This is a genomic window from Bifidobacterium sp. ESL0690 (genome assembly GCF_029392315.1).
GTDB lineage: Bacteria > Actinomycetota > Actinomycetes > Actinomycetales > Bifidobacteriaceae > Bifidobacterium.
Map to the genome: position 1 here is coordinate 2,003,667 of NZ_CP113939.1, position 23,782 is coordinate 2,027,448.

Sequence of the window (23,782 nt, forward strand, 5' to 3'; positions counted from 1 at the left end):
AATGTCTGTGCAAGTATCCACGGATTCTGGGCAGAATCATCTACAAATTAGTACAGATCAAGCAGTATTTCCGCGTCGAGTTCAAATGTATCTCAGCAAGATATCAACATACGATAAGGAATCCAACACCTTTTCAATCCCCTTAAAAGACAACAATGTCAACGAGATATATAAAACACTTATTGAAGTGTTCGAGAAACGACTGCATCAAGAAATTTCCTTTTCAGATAGCGCAAGCTCGCTATTAAAAGATGCTCAGGCAGAAGAACGGGCATTCCATAATTTTTCTCTGAAAGCATTGCGAATAAGGAATAATGATAATGTTGCTCCAGAACTAAACTCATTTATCGCCACATTACATGAAAAACCATTCATTCGCATGCTGAAGCCATATCAATTATTAGCTGCTTATCATCTAGCATATTCGCAGAATGCCTGTAATTTTTCAGTACCCGGATCGGGGAAAACCTCCACCGTACTGGCCGCGTATACATATCTCAATCTCATACACGATTCACAGAAACACATTGATCAGCTAGTCGTAGTAGGTCCGCTGTCATCGTTCTTGTCCTGGAAATCCGATTTCAAAGAGTGCTTCGGCCAGTCCCCCTCAGTCTTAGAAATCAGTGGGAAGACTTCGAATACAGTAGTCGAAGAAACTTTGAACGTATCCAAACCAACCATCGATTATACAATTATCAGCTATGGCAGCCTAGCCAAGCATAAAGATCAACTTATCTCTTTTCTCAGACGCAATCGCACTATGATAGTACTTGACGAAGCTCATCGTATTAAAAACACCGATGGCGGAATACAAAGTCAAGCAGCTTTGTCTCTGGCTCCATATGCAAAGTCTCGTGTTGTTCTGACTGGTACGCCTGCTCCTAATACTTACGCCGATTTATATAATCTGTATTCCTTTATTTGGCCCGATCATGAAATACTAGGCTTTAAACCAATTCAACTGAAAAATCTAAGCAGGAACCCTCGAGATCAGAGGATTCCACAACTCATTAAAAATGCAGAACCTTTTTTTATTCGAATAAAAAAAGATGATCTTAATCTGCCCAAAGCAACTTTCAACGCTCCAACCGAATTACCTATGGCTCCGCTCCAACAACAAATATATGATTCTATAGCCGAAATAGCAGTACAAAAAATCCAAAACAATGAGTTACAAAGCGCTGTCAAAAGGGCAGCAACTATCCGAATGCGTCAAGCTGCCTCAAATCCGAATCTGCTGAATACCTCTTTAAAAGAATATTACACTTCTTGCAATGAGGACGACGAGGAACCAGAGGAATCAATCGACACAGATGCAGATATTGTTTTCGAAGATGATTTACAAGCTCTAATCCAGTCTTACAATTCACGAGAGATACCAAATAAGTTTAAATATGCCGAGACACTTGCCCAAAATATTGTTGCTCAAAATGAGAAACTGCTCATTTGGTGCGAATTCACAGGCACGTGCGACGAACTGAGCAGATACTTCGAGCAACGTGGAATCGCGACCAGAATTATTTACGGAAATACAGAACGGACAAATCGCGACACCATTGTCGAACATTTCCAAAATCCTGAAGATTCATCTTTTCGAGTTCTCATTGCTAACCCTCATGCAGTTGGCGAATCAATCTCATTGCATAAAGGATGTCACAATGCTTTATATCTTGAACAAGATTTTAACGCTGGGTCATATATGCAATCAAAAGACCGAATTCATCGTGTTGGCCTTGAAGCTAACCAACACACAAACTATTTTTACGCACAATCACAAAATACGATAGATCAGACAATCTATTCTCGTCTCATAGAGAAAGAAAAAAAGATGCTCCATTTTCTGGACACTCATGAAATTCCATTGATAGAAGAGAACAAAGACTTTTCTGACGATACTACAGATGATTTTAAAGCTATTATACGAGATTACTATGCAAATGCTAACCGGCTGTAACCTTTTCCTCTGTCTTTCAGATATTTTTGTTCTATATCAACGTATAGGCGATGCTATTACAAGCTATTCAGATGCAGCAGCAAGCATGGATTGCAATACCGTTGCGCTTGATAATTCTTTGTTGCTATTAAAAAATATCGGTCTTATTTCATACTCAACGCAGGAGATAAACAAACCAGAAAAGGGTATTAATAGCCAGGTCACTTTTTCGGCATTTCTCAAAGACCAATTACCAAAAATTTATAGACCTTTTTACGATTTCTTATATGCTCAACAAAAAACATATGATGAGGAGACAGGACTTTTCTGGATCTCCAGAAATTCAATACCGTTCCAATACTCTGGACTAGTTATGATATCCGACTCTGTAGGTCTCATATCTTGCCCAACAGGCAACCGAATTTTCCTCCTCGATTACACTTTTAATCTTGGGACAAAAGTAATTCCTGGGCTAAAAGCTGCACCGGCAATCACACTAACTGAATTAAAAAATACCTTAGCGATTAAGGACGAGATTGGGGAAAAAGCAGAAAAACTAGCTCTAGCCTTTGAAAAGAAAATACTTCTCAAAAAAGAAATCAAAAAAGACCCGATTCAAATCTCGCCAATAGACGTAACAGCCGGATATGACATCGCCTCATATTTAACGCCACAAAGTACTAGCCCCGATAAATTCATAGAAGTAAAAAGTTGTAAAAACAATTCTTATGCCTTTTTCATTTCCCATAATGAACTAGAAACCGCAAAAAGAAAACGCAAATCTTTTTTCCTCTATCTCTATAATCGTGACGAGCATTCATTCACAGTATTCCAAGATCCTTATGTCACCGTATTTTCCAATGAGAACTGGCTAAGAGAACCACAAATATACAAGGTCCAAACTCTTCTTGGAGAAAAGCCGATTGACCAACTAGATACCAATAAACAATAAATCGTGTGGCACACCACTAGCTATATATTGTACTTTGAACCAAATAGATTACACTTCCACTATTCCACTCAAATTACTGGACAGGAGGGCTATCATAAATAAAAATAATAATAAATCCGTACTTTGCTTTATCTGAAACATCACAAAGCCGTCCTCGTCGTAAGATCAAAACATCACAGAAAATATCTATTTAAATTTTAGATGCTTAAACCTCATAGAATAGCCTGCATCCCTCAGATTTTAATAATTAACAAGATTTTGATTAAGGGAACAATTTCGGAAACTTCTCGTATCAGTAGACACGAGTCCTCCGTTACAAACAACATTGGCCAGCTCCGCCTACTAGACAGAAACCGACCAATGCGAATTTATTTTGCAATCACTTTGTGGTGCCAACAACTATTGCCATTGACACCGAAACCGAAATATCAGAACTCGGTGATGACGGAGCGGATGACTTCGCCCTTCTTGAGCTGGACGTAGGCCTCGTCAATCTGGCTCAAGTTGATGTGCTGGCTGACGATGTCATGCATGTTCAGACGGCCGTCGACGGCGAGGTCGGCGTACATCGGGATGTCGTGCTTGATGTTGGTCGAGCCCATCCAGACGCCCTTGAAACCACGCTGGTGGACCAGCAGGTCGGCAGGGTTGATCTCGAGGTTGATGGTCGCGTCGGGCTTGGCAAGGCCGATGCAGTACGCGGTGCCGTCAACGCCGAGCATATCCCAGCACTGCTTCATCGTGGACTGGAAGCCGATGGCCTCGAACGCCTCATCAACACCGCCGTTGGTGAGCTCACGCACCTTGGCGACCGGGTCCTCGTTCTTCGAGTTGACCACGTCGGTGGCGCCGAACTTCTTAGCGAACTCAAGCTTGTTGTCGAGCAAATCGATGGCGATGATCTTCTTGGCACCGCAGATGCGAGCACCGGAGATGATGTTCAGGCCGATGCCACCCGTGCCGACGACGGCGACCGTGTCGCCAGGACGAACGTGCGCGGTGTTGATCGCAGCGCCAGCGCCGGTGATGGTGGCGCAGCCGATGCAGGCGGCCTCGTCCCACTTCACCTCATTGTTGACCACGGCGAGCTGGTTCTCATGAATCAGCGCCTTCTCGGCAAAACCGCCGGTGCCGAAGGCCTGGGTGATCGGACGGCCGTCCGGGAAGGACAGACGCGGCTTCTCGCCGGGCTTGCGCACGCACTCCTGCTGCTGCGAGCAGGACTGCGGATGACCGTTCAGGCAGTTGGCGCAATGGCCGCACACCTGCTCGAGCGAAGCGACCACGTGATCGCCGACCTTGATGCCCTGCACTTCAGGCCCAACGGCCTCGACGATGCCGGCGACCTCATGGCCGATAACGGCCGGGAACGGGAAGAACTGATCGTCATCCTCCACCAAATGCAGATCGGAATGGCACAGGCCAGACGCCTGAACGTCTACCAGCACCTCGGCGCCGATAGGATCATCAATGATAATCTCTTCCGGCTGGGCGAATCCTTTTCCTACTCCATAGGCAACCGAAGCTTTAATTTTTTGTGGCATGGTTACTCCTTTCGCTTTTGAAATGTAACCTGTCTCAGATTACAATAGCGAAACCGCTTCTAGCAACGGGCAAAGAATCGTCGCGTTTCCACAACATTTGTAAACATTCTCGGGGTAAAATAATCACATATTTCGTCCATAAACTTAACATTAATGCATAAAACAGCACAAAACATATCAAATGATAAAAGCATCACGCATAAGTAAAAGTCATCGGGTCATGACCGGCACGGGTGGGGCCATCGAGTGCATTGATTTGAGCATGCTCTTCAGGGGTCAAAGCGAAGTCGAAGAGGTCGAGGTTTTCACGCTGACGTTCAGTATGAACCGACTTAGGAATGATGATAGTGCCGTTTTCAATATGCCAACGCAAGATGACCTGAGCTGGTGAGACACCATGAGCTTGTGCTATACGCGCGATGGTACCCTTGCCGGCATTGAGGTCGGCTCCGCGAGCCATCGGCGAATACGCTTCCACCGCGATATTGTGTTCATGACAAAACGCGACAACCTCGCGCTGCTGCCAGGTGGGGTGCAGCTCGATCTGATCGACCGTAGGCCACTCCCCTGTTTCCCGATGCAAACGTTCAAGATGCTCAGGCAGGAAGTTGCAGACGCCGAGCGTACGCACGCGCCCCTCGTCGCGCAGTTTCATCAACGCTTTCCATGTTTCGCCGGAACGCCAGTTGAACGGCGTCGGCCAATGCAGCATGTACATGTCGACATAGTCGAGACGCAAATCACCCAACTGTCGATCAAACGCCTTGAGAGCGCTGTCGTACCCTTGATCGGAATCCTTGAGCTTGGTGGTCACCCAGAGCGATTTACGGTTTTCACCGGCATTAAAACCGGTTTCCGCGAGCGCACGGCCGACACCAGGCTCGTTGTTATAGCCCGCGGCAGCATCGATATGGCGATATCCGACTTCTAGCCCGGACTTGACAACGCTGGTCACGTCATCGTCGCTGATACGGAGCACACCCAGCCCAATCTGCGGAATTCTGTTGCCATCACTTAACGTGATATCGGGGATTTCCGGTACTGTTCCAGCGGTTTCTTCAGCGCTCATCGTCACTGCTCCTTTTGTCGTCAACCGGTATCCAGCCTACTAGCCCGCCCTGTCCGGCCTACGCAAAGAAATAACCAGTTTCTGGCATCGGCCAAGCATCCATGCAAGAAAACGCCCATCGACAGGCGCTAAACGAACAGTTTCCAACATCCACAATCGTCCAAGCAATAAAACGGTCACTGGCAAAATCCAAACGACCATTTTCTCGTATCTGTGAGCATCAATGCAATAAAAGGGGCGCAGAAAGCCTTCACTCAGCGATTTCCCACAGCCGACAACCATCCAGCCAACTAAGACAGAAAGCTGATAAAAGAGAAATCGGCGGAATCAAGCGCCTCTGCGTGTCTAGAGCGTAATGACGCGGTCGGCAATCTGCATCGTGGAGGCGCGGTGCGAGACTAAGACGATGGAAACAGGACGTTCGTCGGCGAGCGTGTTAATCGAGTGCAAGATGACGGATTCGTTCAACGCGTCGACGCGGCTCGTCGGCTCGTCGAAAAGCACCAACGAAGCGCCGGTCAGGAAGATCCTGGCGAGGCTGATGCGCTGCCGTTCGCCTTCGGAAAGCCTGGAACCGAGCTCACCCACCTGAGTGTTCAATCCGTCTGGCAACGCCTCAATGACCGTATCGATGGAAGCACGTTGCAACGCCTGATACATCTCGGAATCCGTGGCGCGCGGGTCGGCGACCAAAAGGTTGTCGCGAATCGTGCCGTCGAAAAGATACGTGTCCTGATCCATCATCGTCTCGACGCGGCGGCGATAATGCGCCTCGACATTCGGCAACGGCTCGCCGGAGAAATCGACGGAACCTTCTTGCGGATCCCAGTAACGCATCAAGAGTTTCAGAATCGTGGATTTGCCGTGTCCGGATGGGCCTTGCACGCCAAGTATCCCCGAATGCAATGTGGTGAAGTTGAAGTCCTTCAATACCAGTGCCGAAGCAGGAATGGAGGTCGAACCGGCAGAAGAAAGCGGGTAGCCGAAGGTCACATCTTGAAGCGAGACGGTTTCGAATTTCGGCTTGTCCTTTCCGGTTTCCTCGACCGCAGGCACTTCGTCGAAGAGTGCGAACATACGTCTGGCAGCGGCTAACGGCTGGTTGAGATTACCCGGCAAATCACTCAAGGCAAGGGTCGGGCCGAACGAACTGAAAATAATCATGACCGCGACCACGCACATGGCCATCGAGACGGGATCGGCGGTAACGATGCCGAACATGACCCTCACCGCGATAAACGTGGCGACGATGACCGAAACCGCGCCGAGGCCCCCAAACACGCCATCTTTGCGACTCAGCCTGCTCTCGAAAAGCCAAAGATTCTTGTCTTCGGCAATGATATCGGTCAAGCGGCGACGGCCTTGGTTGAACCTGATGATCTCATCCATGCCGTGCATGTCATCGACAAGCCTGTCGCCGAGTTTGGCGGAATCGTTGCGAATCCGGGCACCGATTCCACGCACATTACCAGCATAAAGACGTGGCAGCGCAACGCCGACAAACAGATGGGCGACAATCAGCAACAGCGCGAACCATGGGTCGAGGGTGAAGAGCGCCACCGCAATCACCACCGAAGTCGTCAGCGCGATAATCACCGGTGAAATGGCGTGCGCGAAGAAGGTCTCCAGCAATTCCACGTCGGAAGTCACCAGCGTGGTCAGATCGCCCTTGCCCCGCCGCGCGAGTTTGGCGGGCGCGAGACGCCGAAGCGCTTCAAAGGCCTTGGAACGGAAGAGCGAGACCACGCGGAAACTCATTTCGTGGTTCATATATTCCTCGGCATAGTGCATAAGGCTTTTGGCGATTGCACATACGGCGGCGGCAATAAGCGCGAAGGCGACGTTCACACCCCAGACGGGATGGCCGAAGACCGCCATCAGCGCCAGCACGCCGAAAACAGGCATGAAGGTTTCCGCAAGTCGGGCGATGGTCCCGCAAAGGCTTGCGCCCACGACGAACGGGGTCAGCCGACCGACGCAGCCAAGCAGTCTCAGCGTCAGATGGAACGTCCCCATCTGTTTGTTCTCGCCGTGTGGACGGTTCGCGACATCGAGTATCGCATCGCTTTCATCGTGCCGCTTTGCCGGCTCGTAGGAACGTGTGCCATTGGAATGTCGGCTCCCAGCAGCGGCAGGAGCGGAATTATAGACACCGGACGAAGCGCTTCCGGATTTCCTCGCCGAAGTCTGGGCAGCTGCGGATACGGCACGTTTGGCGGAACCCACCGCCGCTTTGAGCGTTGCGGCGTGGGCGCGCGCGGCTTCGGTTTTTGCCGATTTACCGGCAGCAGCAGCCGGACGATGACGCGTCTGACGACCCTGTTGCGTCTGCGTTCCCGAACGCTCGGAGTCCCGAGTACGGGAAGAACGATTGTCGAAATCATCGAAATCATCGTGGCTCTGATAATCGAGCAGCGCGAAATCAAACGGCCTGCGCACCTTGGGGTTGGCTGGCTGCGGCTTGGCGTAGGCGCTCCCCCAGCTGTTGCGGTGCGAGACGTGCTCAATCGACGCCTGGGTTTCGAACATCGTGGCGTAACGGCCGTGGCTCGACATAAGTTCATCGTGTGTGCCGCTTTCGACGACCCGTCCGCCATCAAGAACGACGATATTATTGGCGTCGCGCGCCTGGGTCAAACGATGAGTGATGACGATGACCGTGCGCGTGCGGGCCAAATCGCGGATCGCCACGTCAATCAGTGCTTCGCTTTCCGCGTCGACGCTGCTCGTCGCCTCGTCGAAAACGTAGATGGGGCTCTCGCGTAGCAAGGCCCTGGCAATGGCGAGACGCTGACGCTGCCCGCCAGAAAGGTTGCTGGCATCCTGTTCAATACGCATATCGAGACGTTGCGGCTGCGAGTAGACGAAATCGTCGATATGGGCGCCTTCGAGGGCAAGCCACATTTCGTTGGCCGTGGCATCAGGCTTGGCCATCAGCAGGTTTTCGCGCAGGGAACCGGTGAAAAGATGGCTGCGGGAATCGACCAGCGTGACCGCGTCGCACAGCGAACGATTCTTGAGGCTGTGCAGCTCGCAGCTTCCCACGCTTCCGAGCACCCGATAGCCCAAGCGAATGGAACCCTCATAGTCGTTGCGGGTGCCGGCAATCAGCGCGCCGACAGTGGATTTGCCGGAACCGCTCACCCCGACGATGGCGGTGAAACCGTTCGCGCGCGCAGTGAAACTGACGCCATCCAAGGCTTTGTGGGCTTCCGAATCGTTACTATCCTTGGAGTCGGCAGCGTTCTTTGCGGCAGCGTCACTATTCAAGGCATTGTCATTCTTGGAAACAATATCTTCAATAGAGGCACTGTCATTATCGCCTGCCCCACTATCGACGACAGAGGTAATCGGTTTATACGTGTAATCGACATTGCGGAAGGTGATTGAGCAATCCTCCACGCCCTGCGGCAAAGCCGACTGTCCATCTCCGGAAACCGGCACGTCCAGCATCGCATAAATCCGTTTAATCGCCGCCACGCCGTTCATTGCAGTATCGGAGCAAGAGGCGAGCTTGCGCAACGGCACGAAAAAGCTGACCGAAAGGAGGATGGCCACCAAAGCCGCGGGAAGTTTCAGGTGCCCGCTGGCCACTTGCCAGACAATAATGGCGATACCACCGGCGGTCGCCCCGAAAGAGACCAAATCCAGAGCCAGACGCGCGCGAAGTTCGAGGTGAAGAACCTTCATGGAAGTCTTGCGAAATTCCTCTGACTTGCCATTCATGCGTTTGGCGGCGGCTTCGTCGGCATCGAAGGTCTTGAGCGTCTCCAAGCCCTGAACATTGTCGAGGAACGTGGCGCCCATATCGGTGTAGGAATCCCAGTATTGGCCGAACGCGCGCGATGTCGCCACCGACACCCACCAGACGATGCCGACGATAATAGGGACGCAAACCAACAGCAGGGCCGCCGTCGGTGCATTCAATGGCAGAATCGCGACGAAAAGGGTCAGCGGCGCCAGAACTGCGAAAACGAGTTGCGGCAGGTAGGCTTCAAAGAAACTTTGGATATGGTCGACACCTTCACCCAGCGATTGCACCACATCCGCGGTTTTTACATGCTCGGAATAAGTGGGTCCCAAATCAAGCATTTTGTTATATAGGCGTTCTCGCAGCGCGATCTTGACGCGTTCCGAAGCTTCGGTACCGAAGAAATGAGAAGCGCGAATGGCCAGATATTTGATAATCGCCACCATGACCAGCGCGAAAACGAAGGCCGAATAACCTTGCGGAACCGCCTGGAAATCGCGTAAAAGCTTTTTTAGCACTGCTGGTTTGAGGTTGTCGTTGGCGGATGTGAGCACAGGGAAAAGATTGCCGAGAAGCCCTACGGCGATGAACGCAAATCCGATATCGGCGAGCAGCGAAACCCAGAGGCTCAGCACTTTCGCTGCGACGAACGCGCCACTGCGCGGAACGAGGGTGAAGAGCCGACGATCGAACATAAAAGCACCTTTCCAGCGACGATTCATGGCTCATACATCAAAGGAAATAAGATGGTGCATTCCACGAAACGCCTATTACACAATACTGTAGGCTGAATACGATGCTATCTTGAAGCGAAATTCATTACAAAAGCACTAAATTTATAGGCTTGTGGCGTTGAAGAGACTGGTGAAACTTGGCGAGAGTGCCGTGTCGTATCTGTCAATAAATCACTGATCTATTCTCTGTAAAACATTTACGGCCGCGTCGTCTGCCGCACGATGAGTTTGGATTTGACCTTGAGCAGTTCGGGGCTCGTAATCTCCCCGTGGATTCTGCCGATGATCCTCTCCACGGCGGTGGGCGCCGTCCAATCCAGACAAGAATCCATGGTTGTCAGCGGAGTCTGCAGGTAGGCGGATTCCTCGATGTTATCGAAACCGATAACCTGCACTTGGCCGGGGACCCTGATGCCGCTAGTCGCCAGCACGGAAAGCGCACCGAAAGCCAGCTGGTCATTCAGCGCTATCAGGCCATCGAACGGAACGCCGGTGTCAATTAACTGATGCGTGGCGCGAACTCCGGCGCTGATGGTCCAATCGCCGGGAGTGACCCCGACAAGCGCCGGATCAAGTTGACGCCGATGCCGGCGACATTCCTCGACAATCCCCTTCATTCGCAACTGTGCGTTACCTTCCGCGGCATTGCGCAGCTTTTTCGTGTCCAACGCTTCGCGCGCACCGATAACCGCAATACGCGAACTCCCGTGATCGAGCATGTACGCGGTCGCACTTTCGGCGGCTTGTATATCGTCCGGGGTCACGTGGTCCGCACGCCGCCAAGTGGTGCGCGAACCGACCACAACAAGCGGATAGTCGACATCGAAATCTTCCGGAGAGATATCCTCAAACTCGCTCATGGAGAGAATCATCCCGTCCGAAACAGTGGGATTGAACGAATGCAACACGTCGCGCGCACCTTTTGCCGAACCCTCCGCATAAGTGGTGACGTAAACGGAATAACCGCGTTTGCGCGCCTCATCGATCACGCGGTTGGCCAATCGTGCAAGATATGGCGGCGTCAGCGACGGCACAGCAAGAGTAATAAAACCGGTAAGCCCACGGTTCAAGTTACGGGCGGCGATATTGACCCGATAGCCCATGTCATCGATGACGGATTTGACCCTTTTTCTAGTGGCATCGGTCATACGCCCCGTACCGTTGATGACGTTCGACGCGGTTTTCAGCGATACCCCGGCGGCTTCGGCGACACTGCGTAACGTAACGTGCCTGTGATGAGTGCTGAAATCATGGTGCGTTCCGTTATGCGACATTTTATGTCTCCTTTGCCTCTTTTTTAATGTATCACACTCCCTGTCGTCTAGTTATCAATATTCCATTGCGCTCAAGAATATAGGCATTCTCCGCAGGTTTGCGCACGACATCCTCACCCTTTTTAAGCCACTGCGATTCGCCTTCGACATTTCGGGTATAGCCGCGATAAAGAAACAGGACGTCGCCGTCGATATGCCCGACTTTTACCGACTCATGGCCACGCGTAAAGTAGAAATCGAAAACCTGCCCGTCGCCTTTGCGGCGGATATGGACCAGATCACGATTTTCGTTCGAATTGTTGTCGGGACCCTCTTCCTGCTCGTAGATGATATGGTTTTGGTCGTGCGTCTCGGTCTCGGTTTCAGCTTTGGCTTGGGCTTCGGAGATGGTATCGGCATTGATGGTATCCGATTCCAGATAGCCCCGAGACAACGCGGCCAACGCGTCACGATCCAGATCGCAGCCGATATAGTAGGCCTTGCCTTTGCCGTATGTATTACAAGTGATGGCCGGGACACCTTCGAGCTCCCAGTCTTTGGCCCCGTTCCCCTGATATCTGGCGAGCACGACCGCCGAGTCGGCATGCGAACGAACCACGGTCTGCCACAGTTTTGAAACAGCACCATTGCCGAGAAGCACTGAATCAGATTCGCCCTCGATAGATCCGAGAATGTTGAATTCTTCGCAGTTTATTCCGAGAATCTTGCGCAGCAGACCGTTTCCGGCACCCGGGTAACCCCCGAGTCCCACATGGAAATGCTCGTCAACGATGCCGGTGGCATAGTCGACAATCGCGGTGCCACCTGAAGCCACAAACGCTTCGAGACGTTGGACCTGTTCGTTTGAAAGCAACAAAATACTTGGCAGAATTATTGTCTTATAACCGCTATAGTCGGCGCGTAGCGGCACGACATCGGCGCGATGCCCGGTGTCCAGAAAAGCGCTGTACCATGCCGAAACATCGTCCCAGTGGCTGAGTTTCGCACTTGGCAGCGTCTTGCATCTCACCGCCCATTCGGATTCGGCGTCGAAAAGGATAGCCGTGTCCGATTCCTGAAGCTCGCTGCCTTGCAAGCCTGCGGCCGAAAGCATATTCAATATTTCGCCCAGCTCGCAGACCTCGCGGAAAACCTTGGTTTCCTTGCCCGCGTGGGGCACCATAGCGGAATGAAAGGCTTCGGAACCGACCCGCGATTGCCGCCATTGGAAGAAATTGATGGCATCGGCCCCCATGGCCACATGCGCCAGAGCGTCGCGAACCAATTCGCCGTCGCGTTTCCGCGCGTTGACCGGCTTCCACTGCACTGCCGAAGTCGAATGTTCCATCAGATACCACGGCCTGCGTAAGGCAAGCGAATCCACCAACGCGTCGCCGCATAACAAGCTGTCGAGATGCTTCGCGCCCGGTTCGAAATATTGGTCGTTCGAGACGAAATCGACCTCGTCGCTCCAATCGGCATAATCCATCACGCATTGATCAGTGGAAATCATGAAATTCGTGGTCAGCGGCTTGTCGGGGCAGATCTCGGCGATGGTATTGCGTTCGGCGGCGAAGAAATCCCTCAAAGCGTCGGACCCGAAACGCTCGAAATCCAATTGGAGGCTGGGATTGACCATCGTGTCATTGCCGGGATGCATCGGCAGCTGGATCTCGTCGAAGGAACGCACCTGTTGCGACCAGAATGCCGTGCCCCAAGCATCGTTGACGGCTTCGATGGTGCCATACTGCTTCTTGCACCACTTGCGGAAGGCATGAAGCGAGTTTTGCGAGTAATCGTGCCGATTGTTCCAGCCGTATTCGTTGCCGACATGCCAGGAGACGACGTAGGGATTGTCTTTATAGCGTTCGGCCATTTTGTGGCACAGTGCCAGCGCGTATTCCCGGAACACCGGGCTTGACGGGCTCCACGACTGCCTCGAGCCGGGACGGACGATCGTGCCATCGGATTCCACAGGGAGCACTTCGGGATGCAATTCATAGAGCCACATCGGAGCGGTTGCCGTGGCGGAGGCCATATCCACGGCGATGCCGGCCTTGCCGAGCTTGTCGACGATGCGGTCGAGCCAGTCGAAATCCCAAGTATCCGGAGCGGGCTGGAGACGCCCCCAACTGAAAATCCCTAAAGCCACAACGTTCACGCCGGCCTTCTTCATCAGGCGGATATCGTCGTCCCAGACCTCTTCGGGCCATTGGTCGGGGTTGTAGTCGCCGCCATAGGCGATGCCGCGCCCATCGGACGTCAGCAGTTTCGGCCAGTGAAATTGACGACGAAGCCCCCGGCCATCGCGGCTGAGAGTTGGCGAATTACGGACAGACATAGTAGTTGGTTCCTTATTAATGGCTAGAAGGTTTGGACGTAGCGGTATTGCGGCGTCACTGATTGCGGTTTTGGCAGTTTTGCTTACATCGATTTGGCTGATTGGTTTGGTTTAGTTGATTGATTGATTTGGCTAGATTGACTACTTGACTTGACTGGCTCGACTTGCTTTGTTTTTCCTGTTGAACTTGCTCGGTTTACATAGTTATTTGACTTACTCAACCAGCTTTTCTGCTTTGATTGGAAGGATTGGTACTTGTGGTTGACGATTTGCGCTAAATCGTCAACGAATCACCAACCACAAGTATCAAATCTTGTTTTAACCGACAAAGCCTGGAAGCCTTTGAGCCATGCGTTTTTATTCTTTGACGGCGCCTGCGGCGAGGCCGGACTGCCAGTACTTCTGCAGCAGCAGGAACGCGATCACCAGCGGGACGATGGTGACCAGAGAACCAGTGATGACGAGGTTCTGGATGGCCTGCCCGCCCGCGGTGGAGGCCTGGTCCTTCCACTGGTTCAGACCGATGGTCAGCGGGTACCAGTCCGCGTCCTTGAGCATGATCAGGGGAAGGAAGTAGTTGTTCCACGTCGCCACGATGGTAAAGAGCGCGGTGGTGACGATGCCCGGGGCCAAGAGCGGCAGGGCGATGGTGAAGAAGGTGCGGAACTCGCCCGCCCCGTCCACATGCGCCGCCTCCAGCAATTCGGTCGGGACGGCCTGCTCGCTGAAGATCCACATCAGGTACAAACCGAACGGCGAGATCAGGCTCGGCAGGATCATCGCCCACGGCGTGTTCGTCAGCCCCAGCTTGGCGAAGAGGAGGAACTGCGGGACCGCCAGGGCGATGCCCGGCACGCTGATCGCGCCGATGACCACCGCGAACACCGCCCTGCGGCCCGGGAAACGGAACTTGGCCAAAGCGTAGCCGCCCATGATCGCCAGCAATGTGGCGCCGCCCGCGCCCACCACCACGTACAGGAGCGTGTTCAGCAGCCAGCGGCCGAAGATGCCGTCCTGGTAGGAGAACACCTCCGTCAGGTTGTCCCACAGGGCGAAGGTATGGCCGAAGCCGAGGCCGAACGTACTGGTGAAGTCGGCCTGCGTCTTGGTGGCGTTGACCAGCAGGTAGACGAACGGGAACAGGCAGTACGCGGCGAACACCGCCACCACAATCGTCAGCGGCCAGCTGCGGCGCGGGTTCTCAGGATTGCTGAACCCGCTGTGCGCGCTCCGCCTGCGCTCCGCCGCCTCGTCGCGGGACACCCGGCGCTGGCGCGCCTTCTCGTCCATCCTCGCCCGGCGCTCCTGCGCCTTCAGCTCCGACGGCGACAGGCGCGACACCCCGGCGGCCGCGGCCACGGCCGTGCCAGCGGCCGTCCCCGAAACCGTGGCGGCACCCGAAGCCGCAGCCGTCACCGCATTCGTATTCGTATTCGTCTTGTCCTGCATGATGGTCGCTTCCCCGCTCATTTCATCTGCTCCTTCATGCTGTTCAGCTGCACCGCATACGCCACCGCCATGGTGATCACGGCCATCACGATCGCCAAAGCGGCCGCATAGTTCGACTGCCCGCCCGTGAAGCTCAGGTTGTACGCATACATGTTCGGCGTATAGTACGTGGTGATCGCGTTGCCCGGCACCATGTTCTGCATGATCGACGGCTCGTTGAACAGCTGGAAGCTGCCGATGATGCTGAAGATCACCGTGATCGCCAGACTCCCCTTCAATTCGGGCATCTTGATCCTCCTGACGATCTGCCACTCCGAGGCGCCGTCGATCGCCGCCGCCTCATACAGGGAATGCGGGATCGTCGACAGCGACGAATAGAAGATCAGCATGTTGTAGCCCGTGAACTCCCACGTGACGATGTTGCCGATCGAGGCGAGCAGGACGCTCGGCTGCAGCACGTCCAGGTGCGTGCCCATCCACGTGTTGAACGAGCCGACCAGACCGTACTTCGCCCCATACATGAACCCCCAGATCAACGTGGAGACCACCGCCGGCACCGCGTACGGCAGGAACGTCGAGATCCGGAAGAAGCGCGTGCCATGAAGCCTCATCGAATCCAACGCCAGGGCCAACAGGGCCGACAGGGCCAGCATGACCGGCACCTGCACCAGCGTGAACAGCGTCACCCGCCACACCGAACCCCAGAACTGCCCGTCACCGAACAGACGCACGTAGTTCTGGAAGCCCACGAACACCGTCCCCCCGATCATCCTCGTCTGGAAGAACGACAGGAACACCGCATAGACGATCGGCACGATGAACACGAACAGGAACACCAGAACAAACGGCCACAAAAACTTCCAACCACGCCAATCCACACGATGACGATTAGATGGAACGGCAGATTTCCCGGAAGCCGCAACAGCCGAGGTACCAACGTTTGCCAAGCCGGTACCGGCAGAAACACCTCCGGCACTTTCCTCAGCTATTTTCGTTGACAAAATTCACTCCTTTGTAATAGCGGAGAAGAACGTCGGCAATGCCACGATCTTCTCCGCTCATTTATTTATGCTGCTGCGCGCGTCACTTGACGGTTACGGAGTAGCCTTCCTGCTTGCCGTGGTCGGCGAGCTTCTGCGCATAATTCTCCATGGCCTTCTCCAAAGTGATGCTCTTGCTATATGCCTTGGAAATCTCGTCGCCGTAAGCGGTCTGCGCGAACGGGTTGTACGGCAGATACTGGAACTTCTCGACCGGACGCTGCGCGCCTTCGGCCAGAATCTTGTTGACATTCTGGCCGCCGAAGTAGTCATTGACCTTCTTGTTGGCAGCGGTGGTCGGGTCAGTGAAGGAGCTGGAGTTCAGGATCTTCTTCAAGCTGCTGAACGTACCGGAATCGGCCATTTGCTGAGCGCCTGCGTCGTGGGTCATATAACGCACGAACTTATAGGCCGCGGCCTGCGACTTACCGGCCTTCGGCACGGCGAGCGCCGAACCGCCATCCTCTGCGGATACCTGCTTGCCGGCTTCCCACTGTGGCAGCGAGCCTACGCGCCAGTTGCCCTTCTGATCCGGAGCGCCGGAAATGAGGTTGACCGGCATCCAAGCGCCGATGGTCAACGAGGCGAGGGTGCCGTCGTTCAGCTCGCGGTTCCATTCGTCCGACCAGTTCGCGGTCTTGGTATCGATGAGGTCCTCATCGATGAGCTTCTGACGGAAATCGATATAGCGCTTCATACCCTCGTCCTTGGTCATATCGATAGTGATCTTCTCGCCGTCGACCTTCCAAGGCTTTGCGCCGGCCTGCCAGGCCTGCGCGGTAAAAGGCTGGTAATCGCCTGAGCTGCCTGAACTGTTGGTGATGTAAGAGCCAGCGGCCTTGATTTTTTTGGCGGCCTCATAATAATCGTCCCAGGTCTTAATCGATTCGCCATCAACACCTGCCTTGTCAAAAACGGCCTTGTTGTAGAAGAACATCTCTGGGCCGGCGTCAATCGGAAGCGCGTAGGGCTTGGCATTATATTGCAGCTTGTTCCACGGGCCGGCGGTGAAATCATTGGCCAGCTTGTCCGCACCGAACTGGCTCAAATCGGAAAGGTCGCCGGTGACCGCGAACTGCGTGACCGTCGGGTCCTCAAGCATCACCACATCCGGGATGCCCTTCTTGGCCGCGACGGCATTGGTCAACGCTGTGGAGGTCTTCTCGGCAGTGCCGGTGTTATTGAACTTCACGGTGACGCCCGGGTTTTCCTTTTCGAAGTTCGCGATGATCTTCTTCATCGAGTTGCCGGTGTCCCAGCCCCAGAAGACCAAATTGGCCTTGGAGTCGGAGCCTTTGCTTCCCTGACTGCCCGAACCGCATCCTGCCAGGCCTACCATCGTCGCCGCAGCGGCTACAACCGCGACTACCTTCTTTACGTTATTCATTTCGGCTCCTTTGCTTGGTGCTGTCATTGCCTAGCTTTACTTGGGTTATCTGTCGGTAGAATCGCCTCGGTAAGGCACTTCTCCTTGGATACTCAATTGTTTGGTACAACTGTGTATCAGCTTCAATTTCCATATTACACAGGAGCATCAGTTTGTCAATTCGAGTCGGTATGTCTATTTTATCGTAATACAGTAATTTTTAACGAAACGTATTCAAGAAGAGATTCGAAGCCCTGCCATTGCTCTTGACGGAGCTTTCAACAAAAAGTCGGACACCCCGTGGATTCCCACAGAGTGTCCGACTTGGTTTATCGGTACGGCCTCAAGCGGCCAATCAAGGATGATGCAGAGTAGGCATCATCGGGGTAACAGCGGTTTGAATACCACACGCTTTCAGCGGTATTCGGCAGCATAGCTGTTAACTGATAAATAGCCGTGTGAAAGCTATGCATGCTCGACCGTATTCGACGATCCAACCGCATTCGGCAATCCAACCGCATTCAAACGGCCGGTCAACTTCAGCAGCGATTGTCGAGGCGATGATACATCTCGGAGATCTCGAGATCGCGCTCGAACTCGCACGGGGTCGTGTTCTCATCGATGGTGGCCAACTCGACACCGGCAATGCGGGCGAAGTCCTCCCAGCCTTCGCGGCCGAAGGAGGTGGTCATGCAGGTGTGGTGCGAACCGCCGGCACGCAGCCAGCATTCGGCAGCGGTCTTGAGCGACGGACGCGGCTGCCAAAGGCCACGAGCGCAAGGCAGTGCCTTCAAGGACCCCTCGGGCTCGACCACATCGACCACGTCCATCAGCAGGCGGAAGCGCTCACGCATGTCGGCCATGGAGATGACCGTAGCGGCCTTGTGCGGGGCGACGGTGAAGACCAAGCGCACCGGGTCGGACTTGTTGCCGATGCCGAGCGGATGAATCTCGAGCTTCGGCTTGGCGATGGTGCCCACGGACGGCGAGACCTCGAGCATGTGCGAGCCCATGTCCATCTCATGGCCCGGCACGAAGTTGTAGGAGTAGTCCTCCATCAGGCTCGACCCGCCCTCAAGGCCGTAGCCCATCACGCTGGCGATGCGCACGAGCACGGAGGTCTTCCAGTCGCCTTCGGCGGAGAAGCCGTAGCCATATTCGCTGGGCAGGCGCTGGGCGCCGACGCCCGGCAGCTGCGGCAGGGTGCCGAGGTCCTCGAAGTTGTCGACTGCGGCGGTGGCACCGTTGTCCTTCATCATATTGACCATCGCGGCCTCTTCCTTGGCGGCGATGAACAGCTCCTCATAGCGGGAATCGAGCAGCTCCGGGGCCACGTCGTATTTGGCCTTGTAGTCCTCGATGATGCCCTTGACCTGATCGTCCTTGACCTTCTCGTAATAGCCGACCAGCTCCCCCACGGCCCAGGTGTTGACCTGCGTGCCGAAAACGCGCTCGGCCTCGGTCTTGTCGCCTTCGGTGACGGCCACGTTGCGCATGTTGTCGCCCCAGCGCATCACGCGCATGTTCTGCGACTCGTTCCAGCCGGCGCAGGCGCGAACCCAGGTGGCGATTTTCTCGGCGACCTCGGGGTCGGTGTAATGGCCGACGACGATCTTGCGCGGGATGCCGAGGCGGGTGACGATATAGCCGAACTCACGGTCGCCGTGGGCGGACTGGTTCAAGTTCATGAAGTCCATGTCGATGGTGTCCCACGGAATCTCCTTGTGGAACTGCGTGTTGAGCTGCAGTAGCGGCTTGGTCAGCACTTCGAGGCCGCGAATCCACATCTTGGCCGGTGAGAACGTGTGCATCCACGCGATGACGCCGATGCAGCTGGGATCGGCGCTGGCTTCGGTCATGAATTGTTTGACGCCATCGGAGGACTTCAGCGTGGGCTTCAGGACGAGCTTGACCGGAATCTTGCCGGTGGCGTTGAGCGCGTCGACGATCTTCGTGGACTGCTCGGCGACCTGACGCAGCGCTTCCTCACCGTAGAGGTCCTGCGAGCCGACGCCGAACCAGACGGTCTTGCCTTCAAATGGATTTTCGAATACCATCATTACTTCCTTTTGTTGTAGTTACCATATTTGCGTATTACAGATGTCTATGCGTCGTTTCACGCATCTACCGCTGATGAACTGCACTTGAGTCGGACTTACATGCCGTTTTTCAGCATCACCAACTTTTCATGCTGGAAGACTGCATCTCAACCGACCTCACACGCTGTTTACCTGCACTATCAACCTTCTTATGCAGGTAAACGGCATCTGACGGAGACTGACGCGCAGTTTTCCAGCTGCACTTTCCGCTGCCATACACACCAGCGGTATCGCCATGAGGATTCAGCTTTCCAAATCGATGGTCTTGATGGCGGCCTGCTCAATCGGCAGCGCCTTGGTGAACCGGGCAAAGAAGTCCTCGAATCCGGCCACATCCTGCGGGTCGGGTTCTTCGGTGGTCGATTGCGCATCGGCAAAGACGCGCTCGTCGAGATAAGCATCGAGCGGAGTGTCTTTATGCCAGAGGTAATCGGCGAGCACCGCCATGCCCCACGCGCCGCCTTCCGCCGCCGTCGACATGACCTTAATCGGGGTATCGAATGCAGCAGCAAGAATTTTCTGCGCCACCTTCGGGGTGGTGAAGATGCCGCCATGGCCGACCATCGAGTCGACCTTGACATGCTCGTCCTTGGTCATGATATCCATGCCGATCTTGACCGGCGAGAATGCGCCGAAGAGCTGGGCACGCATGAAGTTCGCCAGGTTCATGTGGCTTTCCGGGCCGCGTGCGAAGACCGGACGGCCTTCCTCAAGCCCCGCGAGGAATTCACCGGAATAGAAGCAATAGTTGATGAGCCCGCCTGCGTTGTCGTCGGCGTCGGGGCCGATGGCCGTACGGAACAGCGTGCCATAGAGCGTGCCGGCATCGAGCGGCGTGCCGATGGCCTTGGCGAATTCACTGAAGACCTTCATCCAGGCGTTCAGGTCGGACGTGAAGTTGTTGGCATGGCTCATGCCGCAAGGGTCGCCGGCCGGGGTCGAGACCAAGTCGACTTCGGGGTGCAGACGTTCGAGCGGATGATCAAGCACGACAGAAGCGAAAATCGAGGTGCCAGCAGAGACGTTGCCAGTGCCCACACGCACGGAGTTCGTCGCGACCATGCCGGTGCCTGAATCGCCTTCCGGAGGAGCCAACGGGGTGCCGGGCTGCAAGGTGCCGCTAGGGTCGAGGAGCTTCGCGCCCTCGGCCGTGAGTGTTCCCGCGTCACTTCCGGCCACCAACGGGGTGGGCAGCAGGTCCTCGATCTCCCAAGGCTGCGCCGCGACTTCCGGAAGCGCCGAGAACTGCGCAAGCATATGCTTGTTCCAGCTATGGGTTTCCGGATCAATTGGGAACATGCCCGAAGCATCGTCAACGCCGAGCACTTTCTTGCCGGTGAGCTTCCAGTGGACATAGCCGGCGAGCGTGGTGAAGAACGCGACGTTCGATACGTGGTCCTCCTTATTGAGGATGCACTGATAGAGATGGGCAATCGACCAGCGCTCAGGGATGTTGTATTGGAACAGTTCAGAGAGCTGTTCGTGCGCCTCGTGCGTATTGGAATTACGCCACGTACGGAACGGAACGAGCAACTCGCCGTCCTTATCGAAGGCGAGGTAGCCGTGCATCATCGCGGAGAAGCCCATCGTGCCGATCTTGGTCAATTTTTCGCCGTACGCATTTTCAACATCGTAGGCGAGCGCCGCGTACGCGGCCTGAAGGCCCGACCATACCTCGTCAAGCGAGTAGGTCCACAAGCCGTTTTCCAGGTGATTCTCCCAGCCATAGTCGCCTGCGGCGATGGTGGAATAGGTATCGTCGATCAGCACGGCTTTGATGCGGGTGGATCCAAATTCGATACCCAGCGAGGTCTTGCCTGCGCGTATCTTCTCCGCTATCGCCGCCACATGCTCTGTGGTGTCTGTTGCAACTGCCATCGTGATCTAGCTCCTTTACTGTCGTCCGGACTGCTGCCTTTACTCGGAATCCGCTCTTGCAGCCGATAAAAGTTCACGCTCTATCAGCTGTCACGAGCCGCATTCCTCGTGTCTGCAAGCCTCTCATTACCGTCATTGGCTATGTTTTCAGTAATGTGAACGCTCACATTTTGCTAAACAATATTTTACACGTAACTATTGCCAAGTGTCTATTCCAACGAATTTCGTCAATTTACGATTCCGCAATCGGACTTAGGCAATGCATCAAACCCTCGCCCATCCCGACAATGTGGATAAAGAAAGCGCAACACCCACCAGATGTTGATGAATCAAGTTCGACACGCCCGAGATGTGGATAACCCATAGCATCCGACCACAGCAGTCGTTTTTGACACGGTAAACGTCTCGAATTCCCTAAGCTACAAAGAACACGACGACGGTGAGACGCAATATCAGTTTCTTCTAGTGCGGAGTTGAGTTTTTAGTCTAGATTGGAGTTTAGTATATGGTTCAAAGGAAGTTGCTCATCAAACAAATACGCAAAGAAGCCAAAACTAAAGGGGTGAAGTTCTATCACCGACGACAAGGAGGAAACCATGAAATCTATTATCTGAATAATCGGATGATTCCCATCCCCCGACACAAGGAAATAGCAAAGCACCAAGCGGAAATGATTATGAAAGAAGTCGCATCTGCCTTAGAGAGAAAGGATACACAATGAGGCCAAAGAAACTTAAAGCAGGCTATGACGCATACGGCAACAAAACAGTCCACAAGGAAAGTTACTCCGTGACTGTCGAACCAGATGAGAAATACTGGTTCCTTACCATTCCCGGTGTCGGAGTGACGCAAGCACGGACTCTGAGCGAAGTAGACACCATGGCCCGCGACCTGATCGAGATCATGACCGGAGATAGGGATTTCGCGCTCAAGCAGGAAATGAAGTTCCCCGAAGAGGTGGAGGAACATCTCGAGGCTATGAAGCGCTATCGCGAACAATCCAAGAAAGCGAACACGTTGGCGGCGCAGGAGTCTCGGAAAGCTGCGAAAGGATTACGACAAGTCGGCCTTACCCTACGTCAAATCGGCCAGGCTCTAGGGATCTCCTACCAACGTGCAAGTCAACTGATTAATTGTTAATTCTTTATTTGCACGAAATTTCATAAAAGTCAAACCAGGGAGGAAAAAATCAAGAAAGCTTGAACTTTGCCCGATAAATTGGCGAATTTGTAATATATTGCCTAAAATCGAGATATGAGAAAGAAAAAGATATCGCAACGACGCGAACTGAGCATTGTCATCATTGAAGATGATCCGTTGGCTTTGAACTGCGAAAGGGTCTATCTGAGCAACCTGCAGAATTACAACGGATTCCGCCTGCAGGTATGGGGCACCGTCAATCTCAAGGATGGCTTAGAAAAGTGTGCGCACGATTGCCATCCGGCCGATGCCGTCATCCTGGAACTGTCGCTTTTGGAAAGAACCAAAAGGAATATTCCGCGCGAAATCAAGCGACTGCGACCCGATGTCGTCATTATCGGAATCGCTTCGCACATCGAACGCTATACCCGACCATCGGCGAAGTCGCTGCAAGTGCGATGCGTTGTCAGCAAAGACAAGTTGAATCACGAACTACCGCGAATCATCGATGCCATTTATCGTGAGAAAACACCTCGTCGCCGTTTGTCCGCTACTGGCGGCAGCAAGAAAAGGGGATCGTCATCTGCTCAAGGCGATAAAGAATCCAGTGGCCAATTGTCTTGTTCGCGCGGAACACCTTATTGTCAAAGCACTGCAAAACGCAACGGCAAGCCATTGAACGGCTTCGCCAGTTCAGATAAAACCAAAAACGCAGCAGAGTTTAGAGCACTTGAGCGGGGCCAAATTCCAACGTCTCATAAAGGGAAATATTCACAACGAAGTGAAATCTCCCTACGAGAAAGCGATCAAAGAAGACATAACAGAGATTTCTCGGAATCAAGACCCACGGGCCATGACTTAGCAGTGGAACGGAACCGCATGAAAGCCGCCAAACAGAAGCGTTTACCTGTAGTCCCGCTCACACCCATGGAATTGCGTGTTGTCGAGCTGAGCAGAAAAGGTCTGAAACCTCGCGAAGTCGCAAAGCGGCTCGGCATTTCGGTCAACACGATTTATTCTCATCGAAACCATATCAAAGGCAAATGCCACACGCAGACCTGGACTGGAGCTTTGCTCATCAGCCAGAGAGCAAACGGAACAAAGTAAGTCAGGCACGGACGCTTTCTGCGCTACCTTGAGGAAACTTAACGCCAATAGTAAACGCGAATAATGGGCAGAAAACAAACTACGTTTCTAATATAAGGCTTGTGAATGCGCGAATACAGGTAG

The 23,782-nt window shown here is 53.7% G+C and carries 15 protein-coding genes; 5 read left to right on the forward strand and 10 right to left on the reverse strand.

All coding sequences use genetic code 11. From position 1 onward, the window contains the following. The first annotated feature begins 1 nt into the window (after nucleotide 1). Together OZX62_RS07980 and OZX62_RS07985 are read left to right on the forward strand one after the other, a co-directional pair. Complete coding sequence (locus OZX62_RS07980; RefSeq protein ID WP_277175671.1) at nucleotides 2–1,957, forward strand: DEAD/DEAH box helicase; 1,956 nt, start codon at nucleotides 2–4, stop codon at nucleotides 1,955–1,957. Beyond that, nucleotides 1,935–2,888, forward strand: coding sequence for a DUF3883 domain-containing protein (locus OZX62_RS07985; protein WP_277175672.1), 954 nt, complete (start codon nucleotides 1,935–1,937; stop codon nucleotides 2,886–2,888). Before OZX62_RS07980 ends, OZX62_RS07985 begins: the two co-directional genes overlap by 23 nt. A gap of 428 nt (nucleotides 2,889–3,316) precedes the next feature. Here the strand turns inward: OZX62_RS07985 and OZX62_RS07990 are convergent, their stop codons facing one another. The 10 genes from OZX62_RS07990 to OZX62_RS08035 form a co-directional block, all read right to left on the reverse strand. After that, nucleotides 3,317–4,432, reverse strand: coding sequence for a Zn-dependent alcohol dehydrogenase (locus OZX62_RS07990; RefSeq protein WP_277175673.1), 1,116 nt, complete (start codon nucleotides 4,430–4,432; stop codon nucleotides 3,317–3,319). Nucleotides 4,433–4,625: 193 nt separating this feature from the next. After that, nucleotides 4,626–5,501, reverse strand: coding sequence for an aldo/keto reductase (locus OZX62_RS07995; RefSeq protein WP_277175674.1), 876 nt, complete (start codon nucleotides 5,499–5,501; stop codon nucleotides 4,626–4,628). A gap of 345 nt (nucleotides 5,502–5,846) precedes the next feature. Beyond that, complete coding sequence (locus OZX62_RS08000) at nucleotides 5,847–9,947, reverse strand: ATP-binding cassette domain-containing protein (protein ID WP_277175675.1); 4,101 nt, start codon at nucleotides 9,945–9,947, stop codon at nucleotides 5,847–5,849. A 236-nt stretch (nucleotides 9,948–10,183) separates the two neighbouring features. Continuing rightward, nucleotides 10,184–11,260, reverse strand: coding sequence for a LacI family DNA-binding transcriptional regulator (locus OZX62_RS08005; RefSeq protein ID WP_277175676.1), 1,077 nt, complete (start codon nucleotides 11,258–11,260; stop codon nucleotides 10,184–10,186). A gap of 31 nt (nucleotides 11,261–11,291) precedes the next feature. Then, nucleotides 11,292–13,580 (reverse strand): beta-galactosidase, encoded by a 2,289-nt coding sequence (locus tag OZX62_RS08010; protein ID WP_277175677.1) that lies wholly within the window; start codon nucleotides 13,578–13,580, stop codon nucleotides 11,292–11,294. Nucleotides 13,581–13,937: 357 nt separating this feature from the next. After that, entirely contained in the window at nucleotides 13,938–14,870 is a 933-nt protein-coding gene (locus tag OZX62_RS08015; RefSeq protein ID WP_277177081.1) for a carbohydrate ABC transporter permease, read from the reverse strand. A 176-nt stretch (nucleotides 14,871–15,046) separates the two neighbouring features. Beyond that, nucleotides 15,047–15,976, reverse strand: a complete 930-nt coding sequence (locus tag OZX62_RS08020; protein ID WP_277177082.1) for a sugar ABC transporter permease — start codon at nucleotides 15,974–15,976, stop codon at nucleotides 15,047–15,049. A 136-nt stretch (nucleotides 15,977–16,112) separates the two neighbouring features. Beyond that, on the reverse strand, nucleotides 16,113–17,456 hold the full coding sequence (locus tag OZX62_RS08025; RefSeq protein ID WP_277175678.1) for an extracellular solute-binding protein: 1,344 nt from the start codon (nucleotides 17,454–17,456) through the stop codon (nucleotides 16,113–16,115). A gap of 518 nt (nucleotides 17,457–17,974) precedes the next feature. Then, nucleotides 17,975–19,492 (reverse strand): L-arabinose isomerase, encoded by a 1,518-nt coding sequence (araA, locus tag OZX62_RS08030; protein WP_277177083.1) that lies wholly within the window; start codon nucleotides 19,490–19,492, stop codon nucleotides 17,975–17,977. A 285-nt stretch (nucleotides 19,493–19,777) separates the two neighbouring features. Further along, nucleotides 19,778–21,412 (reverse strand): FGGY-family carbohydrate kinase, encoded by a 1,635-nt coding sequence (locus OZX62_RS08035; protein ID WP_277175679.1) that lies wholly within the window; start codon nucleotides 21,410–21,412, stop codon nucleotides 19,778–19,780. Between the two features lie 505 nt (nucleotides 21,413–21,917). Between OZX62_RS08035 and OZX62_RS08040 the strand changes: the two genes are divergently transcribed. The 3 genes from OZX62_RS08040 (at nucleotide 21,918) to OZX62_RS08050 (ending at nucleotide 23,659) form a co-directional block, all read left to right on the forward strand. Further along, entirely contained in the window at nucleotides 21,918–22,133 is a 216-nt protein-coding gene (locus OZX62_RS08040) for a type II toxin-antitoxin system HicA family toxin (protein WP_277175680.1), read from the forward strand. Then, nucleotides 22,130–22,552, forward strand: coding sequence for a hypothetical protein (locus tag OZX62_RS08045; protein WP_277175681.1), 423 nt, complete (start codon nucleotides 22,130–22,132; stop codon nucleotides 22,550–22,552). The genes OZX62_RS08040 and OZX62_RS08045 overlap by 4 nt, the downstream gene beginning before the upstream one ends. A gap of 114 nt (nucleotides 22,553–22,666) precedes the next feature. Further along, complete coding sequence (locus OZX62_RS08050; RefSeq protein WP_277175682.1) at nucleotides 22,667–23,659, forward strand: LuxR C-terminal-related transcriptional regulator; 993 nt, start codon at nucleotides 22,667–22,669, stop codon at nucleotides 23,657–23,659. Nucleotides 23,660–23,782: the final 123 nt, after the last annotated feature.